Here is a 13544-nt window from a genome sequence, read left to right on the forward strand (position 1 = left end):
CTATTCGTTCAGGAGCCCATGGCGGTCTGCTTGGATCAGGGCCTCGTGGCGGCTCGACACGTCGAGCTTCCGGTAGATGTGCTTGACCTGTGTGCGCACCGTGTTCACCGAGACGCTCGAGCGGTCTGCAATCCCCCTCGTCGTGAGGCCGCCGGCGAGAGCGCGGAGCACCTCGAGCTCTCGAGGGGTGAGGAGCACCAACTGCACGTGCCGTGCATCCCGCGTGGTCGGCAGCGACGTCGCGTCGGCGTGCCCGGAGGTCTCGAGCAGTGTCGAGAGTTCCGCGTGCGGGATTCGCGCGTACACGGCGGGGTGGTCCTGGGGCATGCCGAGCCGAAGGGCGGCGCCGAACGCATCCACCGCTTCCTCGGATCGTCCGAGTCGGAGCAGAGCCACTGCGAGCATCAGCCGGAGTTCCAGGGTGTCGCGGCTGTTGAGGGTGGTCCGCCGGAGCGCTCGCGAGGCGATGCGGATGACTTCGGAGTCGCGACCGGCGAGCAGGTTCGTCCGCGTGACCGGCACCTTCATCACGACGGGTCTTCCCGCCCGCTCAGCGAGCGTGAGGACCATGGTCCCTTCACCGGTCTCGACCAGCAGGTCGAGGTAGGCGCGGAGCAGCATGTGGCCCGCGATGGTCGAACCGTCGAGCCGGTGATTGTGGGCGAGCGCGGTCGCCTTGATCCGCTCCAAACCGGCGGGCGCCCGGTCGAACGCGATGTCGAAAGCGGCGTGGACGGCTGCTGCGAACGGCCAGAGCTCGACCGAGTCGCTTGCAGGTCCGACCTCTCTCAGGGCGGCTTCGGCGCCGGCGCGGTCGAGCTGGTCGATGGCCAGTTGGGCGCGGGCGATCTTCGCGCCGAGGTTCGTGAGGTGCTCCACCTGAGCCGGAACGGGTCCGAACTCGGCGTGCCGGCCGAGCCAGGCGAGCGCGAGCGGTTGATGGCCCTGCTGCGCGGTCAGCATCGCCATGTTCGCTGCGGCGTTGACGCCGGCGTAGTGCTGGTAGGGCGCTGGGCCGGCCTCGGTGATGGCCCGCTGGTACAGCTGCATCGCCCCGCCGAAGTCGCCGATGAGGGTGAGCGTGAGGCCCCGCTGGCAGCTGAGCTGACCGGGCCGCATGGCGATGAACGACGGCTCCCATGGAAGTGCCGCCTGCGCCGAGTGGTCGAGTCGCGCTTGAACGTTGTCGCCGATCTTTCGCGCTTGTTGAAGGTCGCCGTAGAGGCGTGCAGCAGCCAGGGACGTCAGGCCGACGGTGAGCTGATCATGCGGATGCTCCGATGTGCGCCGCCTTCGACCGGCATGCTTCCGAGTGCTCGCGATGAACAACTGCTCGAGACTGCGAAGGTGCAGGTCGCTCCGGCCGGAACGGAACTGGTACGCGAGCATGCCTGTGCTCACCACTCGTGGCCGGTTGGCGATCTCATCCGGCGAGGCCTCCTCGAGCACGGCGATGAACTCATCAGCGAATCGCGCCGGGAGGTCGTACCACATCACGTCGATGAGCATTTCGATCTTCGCCCAGTCGCCTGAACGGAGCGTCGCGCGCACGACCTCGTCAGGGACCTCCTCGCCAGACGGCATGTCGAGCCGGGCAGCGTCGAGGTCATCTGGTCTGGTCATGGCGCACCTCATCGTGATCGGATGTCGGGCCGGCGGAACAGCGGTGGCCTCAGGTTCCCGGGCGGAGGGCAGCGCGAGCTCGGCATCAAGCGCATGGTCCCCCCGGATACCCGTACCGTAATCGATCCCACCCCCGTCGGCCGATTCCCACGCACGGGTGGGTGATTCGGTGGGTGATGTTCGCAGCTGCAGCCCTTCGGGGGCGTCATAGTGGCCGCGGTGCCCCGTCTCCTCGGTAGGGACCGAACTCTGCGCCGCGTCGCGGCGAGATCTGGGGGATCACATGCATCGAGCACGGGGAATGGCGTTCGCCGCGTCCGCGGCGTGCCCTGTCCGCGTCTCGAAACGCTCAAGTCGCGTGCACTGTGCCAGGAGTTCGACACCTTCGCGGTTGAAGCCTCAGCCGCCGACCTCGGACTGGCAGGTCCGCCACACTCCCTCCCCCCTGGCGGGCCTGTCTTCAAGCCGCATCCGCGGGAACGTGCCCCACGCGATCCAGCGGATGCGCCCGCGCACGTGACCGACCCGACGGCCGACGTGCGCGAACCCAGGGCGTCTCACCCGTGACCGGTCACGGCCCGCGCGTGAGATCCCACGGGGGCCGGCGCTGGTACTCCCCACACCAGCGCCGGCTTCTCCCCCCATTCGTAGTTCGACCAGGACGGAAGGCGTACCGATGGACTCACCTCCACCAGGCGTCAGCGCGCCGAAAGGTCCCGCGCAGCTCGGCCGCGCGCAGAGCACCTTCGTCTGGCTGGCGATCGTCTCCTGCTCGGTCGGTGGCCTGCTCGTAGCCGCCGACCTCGCGTTCTCGTCGCAGCCCGAGCGCGTCTACTCCGTCTACGCGTACTCCCTCTCGAAACTGGATGAGGAGCCGAGAGCACAGCCCATCGTGGAGTTGCTCTCCGACTCGTCTCGTGACATCCGTCTCATCTGGCAGCCGGCGGCGGGCGCCGCCGCCATGGCATGGAACTCCACCACGGCCACACCACCGCCAGAGGGGTGCGAGCGCGTCATCAGCCCGGAGCCCCCGGCGTTCGCAGAGAAGATGATTCGGCTCGGCCCGGAGCAGTACGACGCCCTCGATTGCGGAGAGTTCATCGTCGTCGACCGCAGCGGCGAGACGTACGCGTGGACCGACGCCGGCGAGCGCTGAAGCCACGACACAGGCGATTCCAACTCCCGAGTCAGACGACCGTCGCCGGCATCGACCGCAGCTGGCCGCTACTCAACTCTGGACTGAGGGCACTTCTCCTCCGCCTTCGCGAACTCCTTGGGGCCGAGCTCTGCAAGCTCAGGGCTCGAATAGGGAAGCCACGGGTCGCTGTCGTACGTGTCTTGGAACACCTGCCGTGACGGCGCCGGAGGAATGTCATATCCGAGCTCAGTCAGACACTTCGCGTTCTCCAAGGTCAACTCGTAGAGAGTGTCATAGTCCGCGTCGGTCAACTCTTCGAACTGGAAGACACCAAGACTCTGGCGGCACGCTTCCTGGACTGCCGCCACCTCCGATTGCTGCTCGGGCGGGGCGTCGACGGACATCCCATCAGGAGGGAAGACGGTCACGTCGAATCCCGCCTCCCGAACGCACTCGGCAAGCTGGTCGATCTCGGATACCTCGGTGGTCGGTGCGTCTGGTTCGTTGGCTTCGGGCGCGGCTGTGCTGCATCCCGCCAGCAGTAGACAGAACAGGGCGGTTACCGCCGCGCCAGCGAGCGCAGTCCTGGCGCCCACTACGCCTGGCAAAGCTAGCAGTGCTACCCCAAATCCACGTAGCGGATGGGCTGAGGACATACAGCGTTGATCTCATCCCAAGGTGGTGCCTTGCCTTGTGCTTCTAGCACCCCGAAATCGTCAATGAACCCGGAGTAGGCGGACCAGCGGTCGGTCGTTGTGAATCGCTCGATGAACGCCTCTTCTGACGGCGGCGTGTCAACCGGGAGGCCGAGACTACTGAGGCAGTCACGGGTTGCCAGCTCATATGAGTACAGCTTTGAGAGGGCACGTGGATCGACCTCCTCCGGACCACTCCAACCGGTACTCTCAGAGCACGTCCGATACACCTCAGCCACGATTGGACGTTGCTCTTCTGTCTCGCCAATCACCGTGAACGATTCCTTGCCTGCGACTTCGACCGGCCAGCCGTTCTCTTCCATGCACGCAAGAACGTCACGAAACACCTGTTCCCGTCGTTCCAATCCCGCTTGAATCTCGTTCAACAGAGCGGGATCCATCTGAATCGTGGTCGGAACGGCACTCGAGATACTCGAGGAACCAGGACCGTTCGCCGGCGAGGAGCAAGCTGCCAAGGTAAGAGCGAGGCCCGCCAAGCCAGCCAGAGCGGTTCGGCGGAGAGCTAGAGCGGCGCGCAACTAGCACCCCCGCCGTTCGGCAATCCATTCGTGTACCAATACCACTGTCCGGCCCCGGTGTAGCCCCGGGTGATCTGGGACCCTTCTCCGATGTACTCTCGCGACCAGTGCGGCCCGTCACCGTCGTACTCGTGCCAGCCGGAACCGCTGGAACTCGTGGAGACGCGGATCTGGGTCGTCTGACTGCAATTGTGCCGCGTCCGAGCAGTGGAATAGTCTGCCCATGCTGGCGCTGAAACTCCAACGCCCGCCAAGACTAGCCCCACTCCGGCTGCAGCGATTCCCGCCGGATTTTACGCACGATTTCTCCCTTGAACGGTTCTGCGTGCCATGTTCCTGAGCCGACGAAGTGAACGAATCGCGACTCGGATCGAAGCTGGTCGAGCTATATCGTTCTGTGACGCTAGCAGTGATCCGCTTTCATGGGTCAGTCCTCATTAAAGGGGACCGGTGAATGGGCGCCGGCCGGGCAGCCAGGAGGGGTGCGCCCAGCGATGACCTCACAGCCGCGAAAGTCGCCCCAATAGTAGTCCGCGAATCACCATGCCCAGTCGCTGTCGGACGTCGCTTCCGAGGCGGCCGCACCCATCTTGTAGGCACTTCCCGACCCGCTGAAGAAGTCGTGGCTCTCGTTCGCGTTCGGTGAAAGCGCGGACAGGATGGCGGGGTTCACGTCGGTGGTCTCCTTCGGAACATGGCCTCGAACCCGAGGTTCATGAGCGCCTTGTCCGCGTTGTCGTGGAGGAACTTCTTCACGTCCTCGGTGAGACCGACGGGGTCGTAGAGGTCGGCGGTGTAGCGGACCTCGTTCTCGTAGAGCTCGTAGAGCAGGTCGAAGGTGTAGTCCTTCAACTCCGCCTGCCGCTCGGGGTTCTCCGCCTCGAGCGCGCGCTGGAACTTGTAGCCGATGTAGTACCCGTGGACGGCCTCGTCGCGGATGATGAGGCGGATGAGATCGGCGGTGTTGGTGAGCTTCGCCCCACGACGACCAGTGCATCGGCAGGTAGCAGCCCGAGTAGAAGAGGAACGACTCGAGCAGCGTGGACGCGACCTTCCGCTTCAGGGGGTCGTCGCCGCGGTAGTAGCTGAGGACGATCTCGGCCTTCCGCTGCAGGTGCGGGTTCTCCTCCGACCAGCGGAATGCGTCTTCGATCTCGCGGGTCGGGCAGAGCACCGAGGGCCCGCTGCTTCCGCGGTGGCGAGGTCCCGTGCGGCGAGGAGCCCGCACTGAACTTGCGCATGCCGAAGGCACGGATACTCGTCGACAACCCCAGCGATGGTCGTCTCGAAGGTGAGCTCGCCGACAAAATGGCGTGCCGGACTGTTGCAGCCTTCAAACTGATGCGGACGAGCTACTCGACCGTGGTTGCGTGCGGAACTTCGCTGCCGGCGACATCCGGAATCGCGGTGACGTTCGGTATCATGGGCGGATGGAGCCGATCCAACGCGTGACACCACCGACCCTCGATGTGCTTGTCGCGCTCGTGGAGTCGGCGTCACCGATGTGGGGCCTCCAGATCATCAAGGACTCCGGCCGGAACCCGGGTACCGTCTACCCGATCCTCGAGCGTCTCGAGGGACTGGGCTGGTTGACGTCGGACTGGCCTGCGGAGCCTGAGCGTAGCGGTCCGCGCCGCCACTATTACGAGCTGACGGCCGACGGCCGGAAGGCTGCGGTCAAGCTGCTGCTGGAACGCGCCGGGAGCCGGGTACAGAGCCCGGAACGGGGCGCGGTGTTGCGAGGCGCGCGGGCATGACTCCACGGGTCCAGCGGCTCCTCGCGCTTGTGGCGCTCCTCGTGCCACGAGAGCGGCGAGAGCGTTGGATGGCGGAATGGTCGGCAGACCTCAGCTCCTGCGAGGAGCTCGGCATGTCCAAGCGTTCGCTGCTCACCTCGCTTGCCGGCGCCGCGTTCTCACTCCGTTGGACGGCGGCAACCGCGGAGGTCACCAAAATGTGGTCAGGCGTCGACCGGATGCGACTGCTCGTCGTCGGTGTGCTGTTGCCTGGGTTCGCCGCCATGCTCGTCATCGTTGGGATGAACGTCTACCAGCCTCCCGCCGGTGCGAATGAGCCGCCGAAGCCGACGAAGAACACCTACATCATCGACCCTGCGACCGGCGCGATCATCGGGACGGAATAGGTCGAAGGAAGCGAGGCCGCAGCAGTAGATGGGCCGCAGCCTCGCTTTCGGGTTAGAAGATCTTGACCGACGTGACGGTCACGGCCGAGCCTCCCCAGCCTGCGCTCGAGCCCGGGCCGAGGGTCGGGCCGGTCACGGTGCTTCCGCTGTAGATCCACCGCAGCTGCGCCGTCCATGAGCCGGTGTCGTAGGAGGTCCGGTTGCTCCATGAGCCTGTGGTCGTGCCGGACCCCTGGAACCCGACTGCCGTCCCGAAGTTGCTGCGCAGGCACACGGTGCTGCTGGTGCACGCCCCGGAAATGGTGGCAGGTGCGACCATCAGCTCCGTCACGGCGACGACGGCGCCGGTGGCGGGGTCGAGCGTCACGTGGACGTTCTCGAGGGGCGCGTCGGCTTCTGACTCGGCCGCGGCCACAGTCGTTTGGGGTGCTGCGGTAGCCGGCGCGGCGGCGCCGAGAATAGTGATTCCGGCGATGAGCGCCGCGCCGATCAGGGTCTTCTTCGACATCGTTGTTCCTCTCGTGCTCGAGGGAAATTCCTCGGGTCGAGAGGTAGTATCGCCCACGAATTCGATCTGTCCAACATAGGTCGGCCTACGCTCGACCGAGTCGCCGCGGTGAGAGCTGCCTGACCTGCCGCGGGCATGCGAGAGGCGGGCGGCATGTACTGCCGCCCGCCTCGATGGGCCGAGGGAGAAGGGTGGATGGGACCTTCTCCCCCGGGTCTGTTACGCCCGGCGGACTCGTCGGAGCGTCAGCAGGAGACCGACAGCGAGGATGCCGCCGCCGATCCCGGCCCAGACGCCGAGGCTCACGCCAGTGCTTGCCAGACCGGCCGCTGCGGGCTTCGCAGGTACCCCAGGCACGACAGGCGTTGGCTTGACCGGGTACTTGACGACATCGCACGGGACATCCGACGTGGCCGGGTCAGCGCACTCAGGTGTCTGGTCGGTGGGCAGGCCCGTGAAGGCGACGTTGCGCACCGACTGGTCGCCGCCGTCGTGGAGGGTCACGCTGTACCGGAGTTCGACGTACTCCCCTGCTGCCAGCGGCCCGTTCCAGATGAGCTTCGGCTCCGAGTAGGTCAGGCTGCCGTCGGTGACGGTCGCGTCACCGTTGTAGTCCGCGTCGTCCAGGACGCCGGTCATGTCGTCGACGAACGCGGCAGGGTCGCCGCCCGTGTACGGGCCATCGCCGACGTTCGTGACCTTGACCGTGTAGTGCACGGTGTCGCCCACTCGCGCGCCGTCGGCCTGGTCGGAGGTTTTGTCGATGACGAGCATCGGCGTCAGCTTGACCGGGAACTCGACCGCGTCGCACGGGGTCGGCGAATCGGTCGGGTCATCGCACTTGGGCGTCTTGTCGGTGGGTTCGCCGGCGAAGGCGACGTTGCGCACGAGCAGGTCACCTTCGGCGCCGAGTTCGACCGAGTACCGGATCGTGACGGACTCGCCGACCGGCAGCGCACCGGACCAGCGCAGCTTCGGGTCGGTGAAGGTGACTGCGCCGCGGTCGCTGGTCGCGTCGCTCTGGTACGCGGCGTCGTCGAGCACTCCGGTGAGGTCGTCCGTGACGATTGCCGGGTGCTCCGCCGTGTAGTCGCCGGTTCCGGAGTTCGTCGCAGTCACTTCGTAGGTGACGATGTCGCCGGGCTTGCCGGGCGCGACGGCGTCGGAGGTCTTCTGGAGCGTGAGCTTCGGTTCGCTGTAGAACTCGACGCTCGCGCAGCCGGGAAGGTCGAGGCCGACGACGCCGTCGATGTTCGCAGCGCAGTTCTCGAACGTCTTCGACGGTGCATCGGCGCCGCGCGGGGCGTCGGAGGTGACATCGACTGTGATCGTGCAGGAGACGTCGCCTGCGTCGAGCTTGCCGCCGGTGATCGTCACGGCGTTGCCGCCGGCAGTCGCGGTCGTCGTCGCGTCGCAGGTGCCGCCGACGTTCGCGTCGTCGGCGACGACGAGGCCATCCGGGAGCGTGTCGGTGAACTGCCAGCCGTCCTTCGCTGCGAGCTCGGCCGTGTTCGTCACGGTGAACGTCAGGGTCGAGACTCCGCCGACCGGGACACGCTTCGGGCTGAACGCCTTGTCCAGCTGCGGCGTCACATCCAGCAGACGGATGTCGTCGAATGCGCCGTCGTTGCCGGCCGTGGCACCGCTGCCGTTGCGCATCACGATGCCCACGGGCGAGCCGCTCGTCAGGAACGAGCCGTCGGATGCGAACTCACCCCCGTAGTAGACAGGGCTGTCGGGCTGCTGCGTCGGCGCGACGACCTCAGCACGCGGGTCGGTGCACGGGTTGATGCCGCCGCCCGAGATGGGCGTCTCGACACCGCCGGCGAGGACGGAGAACCGCATCTCGGGATGCGCAGCCCAGCATGACGTCGCCGCCGCGTTGACCGAGAACGTCACGAACCGGTTCGCGGCGGGCAGCGGGATCACTTCACCGTCGGTTGCGAACTGGACCTGGTCCGGTGCATACGACCGCCCTGAGGTGTAGGCGGCGACCGCGCTGTTCGCCTTCGGGTCCGACCCATTGACCTGGCCGAGCACGTCGGTGAGGTTGCGCAGGCCACCCTGTGAGGACGCCGAATCACCACAGAGCCCGGTCAGGTCGTTCCCTCCCGACAGGACGAACCCGTTGCAAGATGCCACCGGGTCCTCCCACTCCCCGTCAGCGGTGTACTGGTACCCGTCCGGCGCGGACACATAGTCCACCAGGTCCGTCGAGGGCCCGCTGTCGGGCGCGTTCTCGAAGTCCTCGTGGAACAGGGCCACCGGCGCAGCGGGCTGCCCGCGCGTGCCAGGGCCGGGCGGCAGCGCGTGTGCCGCGGTTCCGGCGCCGTCGAGCGCGACGAACGTCGGCGCCACGAGCCCGGCACCGAGAACGAGAGCCGAGAGTACGGCGCTCCCCACCTTGCCGGGCCGTCTGCTGATACTTCTCGATCTCATCTCTCTCCTTCACGCGCACCGCCATGGCAGCGGTGGCCTCATGGGAGAGACGGTTCAGTCGAACGTTCGTGATGGGGCGCAACGAAACATCACCCACCTGATACCCCACTCCGCGACGCGCTATCGGATCGCTGCGGATGGGATCAGGTGGCACAGCCCGGTCAGCCGCCGAAGGTGCCATGCCCTCCGGAGACGGCTTTCGCGCTGGACCCGAACCCGCCTTTGCCGGACGAGCCGAACCCGCCGGTCAGCGGCGCTCGTGTGCCGACCTTCGAGCCTGCGGGCGCCTTCTCCACGACGTCGCTGTGCGCTGCGGATCCTGGTGCCGCGAACCCGCCGCCGGCGACAGGCGCCCATGACGAGACGCGCGGGCTGTCCCATCGCGACGACGCGAACAGCAGCGGGCCGAGCCACACACCGGAGGAGTAGTGGCCGTTGTAGGTGTCGGAGGATTCGCAGAGGCTCTCGGGCGAGTCATCGACTGGTTCTCCTTCCTGGCGGAGCTTCTCGAGCTGTTCGGCGACGTCGGCGATACAGTCATCACGCGAGGCGTAGACGGGGCGTTCGGTCCCGTCCGGGAGGATGTACTGCTCGCCGTCGGCACCGGTGACCACTTCGCCGTCCGATGGGAAAGTGCTGCAGCCGGCGAAGAGCAGTACGGCGCTTGCGACTCCGATGGCGGCGACCGTCTTCGTGGCGGACGGGCGGGTCGCACCGGACAGCGTCACGGTGCCGCTTCGGCGGCGGGTCGGGGCTTCGGCGCTCACGCGGCCTCCTTGGGGTCGATGATGTAGTGCGGCACGAACTCGGCGAGGTCGCCGGTGATGGGGCCGCTGGTTTCGCGGATGTCGATGCCGGCAGGAGTCTCCCCGACGACCCAGGAGCCGATGATGACGGTCTTCCCGTCGACGCGGCCGAGTTCGGCTCGCTGCTGGTAGATGAAGCCTTCGGCGCCGTAGTCGCCGCCGTTCAGCGCGTCCACGTCACCGTGCTCGGTGAAGATGGTGACGTTGGCGCCCTCGCGGCCGAGCATCGGCTTCTGGACGTGTGCGACACCGGCCAGCGGCTCCTGGGTTGCGAACGCAGGCAGGAGCAGCGGGTGGCCCGGGAACAGCTCCCAGAGCACGACGAGGAGCTGCTTGTTCGAGAGCATCATCTTCCAGATCGGCTCGATCCAGACGGTGGTGTCGCGGGTGGAGTTGAGGAAGCCGGCGAACTGCTCGTGCACCATCCACTCCCACGGGTACAGCTTGAAGATCCGCTCGACGGGCTCGCCGTCCGCGTCGACGAAGCGGTGGGCGGCGGTGTCGAACTGGACGTCCTCCATGAACATCTGCTTGGTGTCGAACCCGGCTTGCCGGGCGGTCTCCGCCATGTACGCGACGGTGTCGGCGTCCTCGACGATGAGTTCGCCGTCTCCGCTGTTGTGCAGCGACACGAGGTGGAGACGAGCACCCTCGGGGAGGCCCAGGCGTTCGGTGCGGACGTGCGCCCACTGCTCGACGAGGAGCTCGTGGATGAGGTTGAACTGGTCGGCGTCCTCGCCGCGGGTCTCGACGAGCCACTGCCACTGCGCGGCCGCGGACTCGATGAGCGAGGTCGGGGTGTCGGCGTTGAACTCGAGCATCTTGATGGTGCCGTGGCCGTCGTAGCCGAGGTCGAATCGGCCGTAGACGGTCGGGTCTTCTTCGTCCCACGACTTCGCGACGAGGTCGTGCAGGGCGGCCGGGATGCCGAACTCGGTGAAGCGGCGGTTGCGGACGATGTGCTCGCACGCGTCCATGCAGAGCTGGAAGAGCTCGGCGGTGGCCTGCTCGAGCTGGTCGATCTCCGAGCTCGTGAACCCGTAGGCGGCCTCCTCCTGCCAGTAGGGTCTGCCGCCTTCGGACTCCATGTCGTAGAACGTGAATCCGATGCTGTCGAAGCGCTGGCGCCAGTCGGGTCGGGGCGATGATGCAGTGCGGATCACGCGGGTGTCCTCCGGGTTGTAGGTGTGAAGGGCGGGACTGGTGAGGAGCGCCCGCTCACCTGCTCTGCGGTGTCAGGCGTCGGTCGTCACTCGGGCGGAGTGACCACCTCGGAAGCGCGCGGCCTGCAACGCGAGAGCGGCGGACTTGCTTCGGTACGAGACGTCGGTCATGAGTAAGGTCCTGCCGGGCGCCGGGCGCCGGGCGCGGGCGACGTGCTGTCATCCTCGTCGATGCACGGTCAGCTGCGCCGCCGGCTGGCGCGCTCCGCGAACTGGTCGAGCGCACCGAGCACCTCGTCCGAGCGCCAGACCTGACCGATCTTGTACTCGGACTTCTGCTCGAGGATGCCGAGCTCGGCGAGCTTCCGGAGGTGCGGGTAGATGTTCGTCGTGCCGATGCCCAGGTCCGCGGACGCCGTGGCGGCGGTGAAGACCGGCTGCCGGGCGGCGTAGTCGAGGAGCTTCTCGAGTTGCGAGCCGGTGCGAGGCTTCGCCATCTCACGCCACCCTGTGATCGTCTCCCGGAGCTGGTCGACGAGGGTCCGGGCGTTCCGGATGGCGTCGTCGCTGGCTACCGCCATCTGCTCGACGATGGGCTCGACGTCGCCGGCTCGGTACGCGGTGAGCGCGTCATGGTACGCGTTCACGTCGGTGAGGAGCCCTGCGGAGACAGGGACGGTGACGGAGCGGGTGATGTCCTTGCCTCGGAGCATCGACTGGACGAGCGTACGGCCGGTCCTGCCGTTTCCGTCGGTGAAGGGGTGGATGGTCTCGAACTGGGCGTGGGCGATGGCGATCTGAGCGAGGACGGGAAGGTCGTCACGTCGCGCGAAGGTCATGACGTCGTCCATGAGTGCTGGCACGCGTTCGTACCTGGGGCCGACGAACGCGGCGCCGACGGGACTGCGCGCGCTCGTGCCGATCCAGACTGGTTCGGTCCGCCAGTCGCCGGGTGTGTGGTTCGTGCCGTCCATGAGGACTTCGTGCATCTTGCGCACGGAGTCCGGGGTGAGCTCGTCGGCGAGGGCGAGGGCAGACTGCATCGCTCGGGTGTTTCCCACGATCTCGGTGGCGTTGCGCTTGCCGGTGTCGCCGATCTCGGCGGTGAGGATGGCGCGGGCGCTGGCTGAGAGGTGCTCGATCTGCGATGACGCGGCGGCCTCGGAGCGGAGGAGCAGCGGCGCGAATCCGGTCATCTCATCGTTCAGGGACGCGTCGAAGCGGATGAGCTCGTTCTCGGCGGTGCGCGAGAGCGCGGCGGTCTGGGGGCTCAGCCGGAGCGCGCGCTCGGAGATGAACGGCGGCACGGCGGCGTCGTAGGTCTGCGGGCGGGGGCTGTACCGCTCGAGCGCGGAAGGCTCCGCGTACTGGCTCTCCCAATCGAGGGTTTCGGAGCCGATGGCCGGCCAGGAGTCCGGCGTACCGAGCGCGGCCTTTGGGTCGGAGCGGGTTCGCTCGGAGAACGAGCCCGCGTTGCTCGCGTGGCCTCGCGCGTGCTTCCCGGGGTCGAATGCGCTCATCGCTCTCCTCGTGCGGGTTCATAACCCACTGCACTCATTTTATGGGAAATCGCCGTTTTTCATAAGAGGCGGTGACTATTTTATGGATTCCCGCCGATATCCATCAGTGTCACGATTCGGGCCCCGCCGGCTACTTCGCCCGTACCGGCGACACAGGTTCCGTGGGTCGTCGCCTCTACCGCGTCGGATCGACGCCGTCGAAGACGTCGGGGTAGTTGCCGAGCCATGCCCACCGGTCCAGCGGCCAGCTCACGAGGAACGCGGCGCCGACGACGTCGTCGATGGGGACGAAGCCGTGCGTCGGGGTGTCGGCGTGGAAACGCGAGTCTTGGGAGTCCTCGCGGTTGTCGCCCATCACCCAGAGCGAATCCTCTGGCACGACGACATCGAAGTCAACGCTTGACGCTTCGGTCACGTCCGGCGAGTGGATGGCATACGGCTCCCGGAGCGGCACCCCGTTGACACTCATCTGGCCGAGCCCGTTGCAGCAGACCACCCGGTCGCCGGGCAGCCCGATGACGCGCTTGACGAGGTGCTCGTCGGAGTCCGGTGCGGACACGCCCACGGCCGCGGTGAGCCAGTCGAACGCGGCGGCCATGGGCGGCTGGACGGGGGCTTCCCCGCGGTACGGGAGCCACTCCCCCGGGTCCTTGAACACGACGACGTCGCCGCGTTCGATGGGACTGACCTCGGGCTTGAGCTGATTCACGATGATGCGGTCGTCGACCTCGAGTGTGTGGGACATCGACCCGGACGGGATGTAGAACGACCGGATGACGAACGTCTTGATCAGGAAGGAGACCAGCACCGCGACGAGGAAGATGACGAGGATGTCGCGGAGGAACCTGAGGGCCCCACCCGTGCGTGGCTCGTCGCGAGGTCGCTCTCGCTTCGGGGCCTCCTCGGCCGGTGCGATCTGGGCGTCGGTGATCATGGTTCGTGCCCTTCTTGCCAGGGGTCGTCCCAAGCG

Annotated in this window: 12 protein-coding genes and 1 pseudogene; 3 read left to right on the forward strand and 10 right to left on the reverse strand. The window is 67.0% G+C overall.

Translation table 11 applies throughout. The annotated features are described in order from the left end of the window. Nucleotides 1-1623 carry a response regulator transcription factor gene (locus ASE14_RS02365; protein WP_056650207.1) on the reverse strand — a complete coding sequence of 541 codons (1623 nt, stop codon included), beginning with the start codon at nucleotides 1621-1623 and terminating at the stop codon, nucleotides 1-3. Between the two features lie 676 nt (nucleotides 1624-2299). On the opposite strand from ASE14_RS02365, the gene ASE14_RS02370 reads away from it, so the two are divergent. Continuing rightward, entirely contained in the window at nucleotides 2300-2779 is a 480-nt protein-coding gene (locus ASE14_RS02370) for a hypothetical protein (protein WP_056650210.1), read from the forward strand. A 68-nt stretch (nucleotides 2780-2847) separates the two neighbouring features. Here the strand turns inward: ASE14_RS02370 and ASE14_RS02375 are convergent, their stop codons facing one another. From ASE14_RS02375 to ASE14_RS02380, 3 genes and pseudogenes are all read right to left on the reverse strand, one after another. Continuing rightward, complete coding sequence (locus tag ASE14_RS02375; protein ID WP_056650213.1) at nucleotides 2848-3357, reverse strand: hypothetical protein; 510 nt, start codon at nucleotides 3355-3357, stop codon at nucleotides 2848-2850. A gap of 23 nt (nucleotides 3358-3380) precedes the next feature. Next, complete coding sequence (locus ASE14_RS20290) at nucleotides 3381-3857, reverse strand: hypothetical protein (RefSeq protein ID WP_157372732.1); 477 nt, start codon at nucleotides 3855-3857, stop codon at nucleotides 3381-3383. A gap of 676 nt (nucleotides 3858-4533) precedes the next feature. Beyond that, a pseudogene (locus tag ASE14_RS02380) lies at nucleotides 4534-5172 on the reverse strand (ribonucleotide-diphosphate reductase subunit beta); the annotation flags it as partial. Nucleotides 5173-5425: 253 nt separating this feature from the next. Between ASE14_RS02380 and ASE14_RS02385 the strand changes: the two are divergent. Together ASE14_RS02385 and ASE14_RS02390 are read left to right on the forward strand one after the other, a co-directional pair. Further along, entirely contained in the window at nucleotides 5426-5752 is a 327-nt protein-coding gene (locus tag ASE14_RS02385) for a PadR family transcriptional regulator (protein WP_056650216.1), read from the forward strand. A 113-nt stretch (nucleotides 5753-5865) separates the two neighbouring features. After that, nucleotides 5866-6138 carry a hypothetical protein gene (locus ASE14_RS02390; RefSeq protein WP_157372734.1) on the forward strand — a complete coding sequence of 91 codons (273 nt, stop codon included), beginning with the start codon at nucleotides 5866-5868 and terminating at the stop codon, nucleotides 6136-6138. A gap of 52 nt (nucleotides 6139-6190) precedes the next feature. Here the strand turns inward: ASE14_RS02390 and ASE14_RS02395 are convergent, their stop codons facing one another. The 6 genes from ASE14_RS02395 to lepB all read right to left on the reverse strand — a co-directional run bounded on the left by ASE14_RS02395 (nucleotide 6191) and on the right by lepB (nucleotide 13508). After that, nucleotides 6191-6646 carry a hypothetical protein gene (locus tag ASE14_RS02395; protein WP_056650222.1) on the reverse strand — a complete coding sequence of 152 codons (456 nt, stop codon included), beginning with the start codon at nucleotides 6644-6646 and terminating at the stop codon, nucleotides 6191-6193. 219 nt (nucleotides 6647-6865) lie between these two features. Continuing rightward, on the reverse strand, nucleotides 6866-9085 hold the full coding sequence (locus ASE14_RS02400) for a DUF11 domain-containing protein (protein WP_157372736.1): 2220 nt from the start codon (nucleotides 9083-9085) through the stop codon (nucleotides 6866-6868). Nucleotides 9086-9246: 161 nt separating this feature from the next. Then, nucleotides 9247-9852: a hypothetical protein gene (locus ASE14_RS02405; protein WP_056650229.1), complete on the reverse strand. Its 606-nt coding sequence runs from the start codon at nucleotides 9850-9852 to the stop codon at nucleotides 9247-9249. Beyond that, nucleotides 9849-11054, reverse strand: a complete 1206-nt coding sequence (locus ASE14_RS02410) for a glutathionylspermidine synthase family protein (protein ID WP_056650232.1) — start codon at nucleotides 11052-11054, stop codon at nucleotides 9849-9851. Before ASE14_RS02410 ends, ASE14_RS02405 begins: the two co-directional genes overlap by 4 nt. Nucleotides 11055-11293: 239 nt before the next feature. Further along, nucleotides 11294-12574, reverse strand: a complete 1281-nt coding sequence (locus ASE14_RS02415) for a Fic family protein (protein WP_082599966.1) — start codon at nucleotides 12572-12574, stop codon at nucleotides 11294-11296. A 175-nt stretch (nucleotides 12575-12749) separates the two neighbouring features. Beyond that, on the reverse strand, nucleotides 12750-13508 hold the full coding sequence (gene lepB / locus ASE14_RS02420) for a signal peptidase I (protein WP_056650235.1): 759 nt from the start codon (nucleotides 13506-13508) through the stop codon (nucleotides 12750-12752). Nucleotides 13509-13544 lie beyond the last annotated feature (36 nt).

The sequence above is a fragment of the Agromyces sp. Root81 genome, from assembly GCF_001429165.1.
Lineage (GTDB): Bacteria > Actinomycetota > Actinomycetes > Actinomycetales > Microbacteriaceae > Agromyces.

What these genes read in the sequence shown, in the direction of transcription:
- ASE14_RS02390 (WP_157372734.1), top strand. Translation starts at nt 5,866, where the DNA reads ATGTCCAAGCGTTCGCTGCTCACCTCGCTTGCCGGCGCCGCGTTCTCA.
- ASE14_RS20290 (WP_157372732.1), bottom strand. Translation starts at nt 3,857, where the DNA reads ATGGATCCCGCTCTGTTGAACGAGATTCAAGCGGGATTGGAACGACGG.
- ASE14_RS02365 (WP_056650207.1), bottom strand. Translation starts at nt 1,623, where the DNA reads ATGACCAGACCAGATGACCTCGACGCTGCCCGGCTCGACATGCCGTCT.
- ASE14_RS02385 (WP_056650216.1), top strand. Translation starts at nt 5,426, where the DNA reads ATGGAGCCGATCCAACGCGTGACACCACCGACCCTCGATGTGCTTGTC.
- ASE14_RS02395 (WP_056650222.1), bottom strand. Translation starts at nt 6,646, where the DNA reads ATGTCGAAGAAGACCCTGATCGGCGCGGCGCTCATCGCCGGAATCACT.
- ASE14_RS02370 (WP_056650210.1), top strand. Translation starts at nt 2,300, where the DNA reads ATGGACTCACCTCCACCAGGCGTCAGCGCGCCGAAAGGTCCCGCGCAG.
- lepB (WP_056650235.1), bottom strand. Translation starts at nt 13,508, where the DNA reads ATGATCACCGACGCCCAGATCGCACCGGCCGAGGAGGCCCCGAAGCGA.
- ASE14_RS02415 (WP_082599966.1), bottom strand. Translation starts at nt 12,574, where the DNA reads ATGAGCGCATTCGACCCCGGGAAGCACGCGCGAGGCCACGCGAGCAAC.
- ASE14_RS02400 (WP_157372736.1), bottom strand. Translation starts at nt 9,085, where the DNA reads ATGAGATCGAGAAGTATCAGCAGACGGCCCGGCAAGGTGGGGAGCGCC.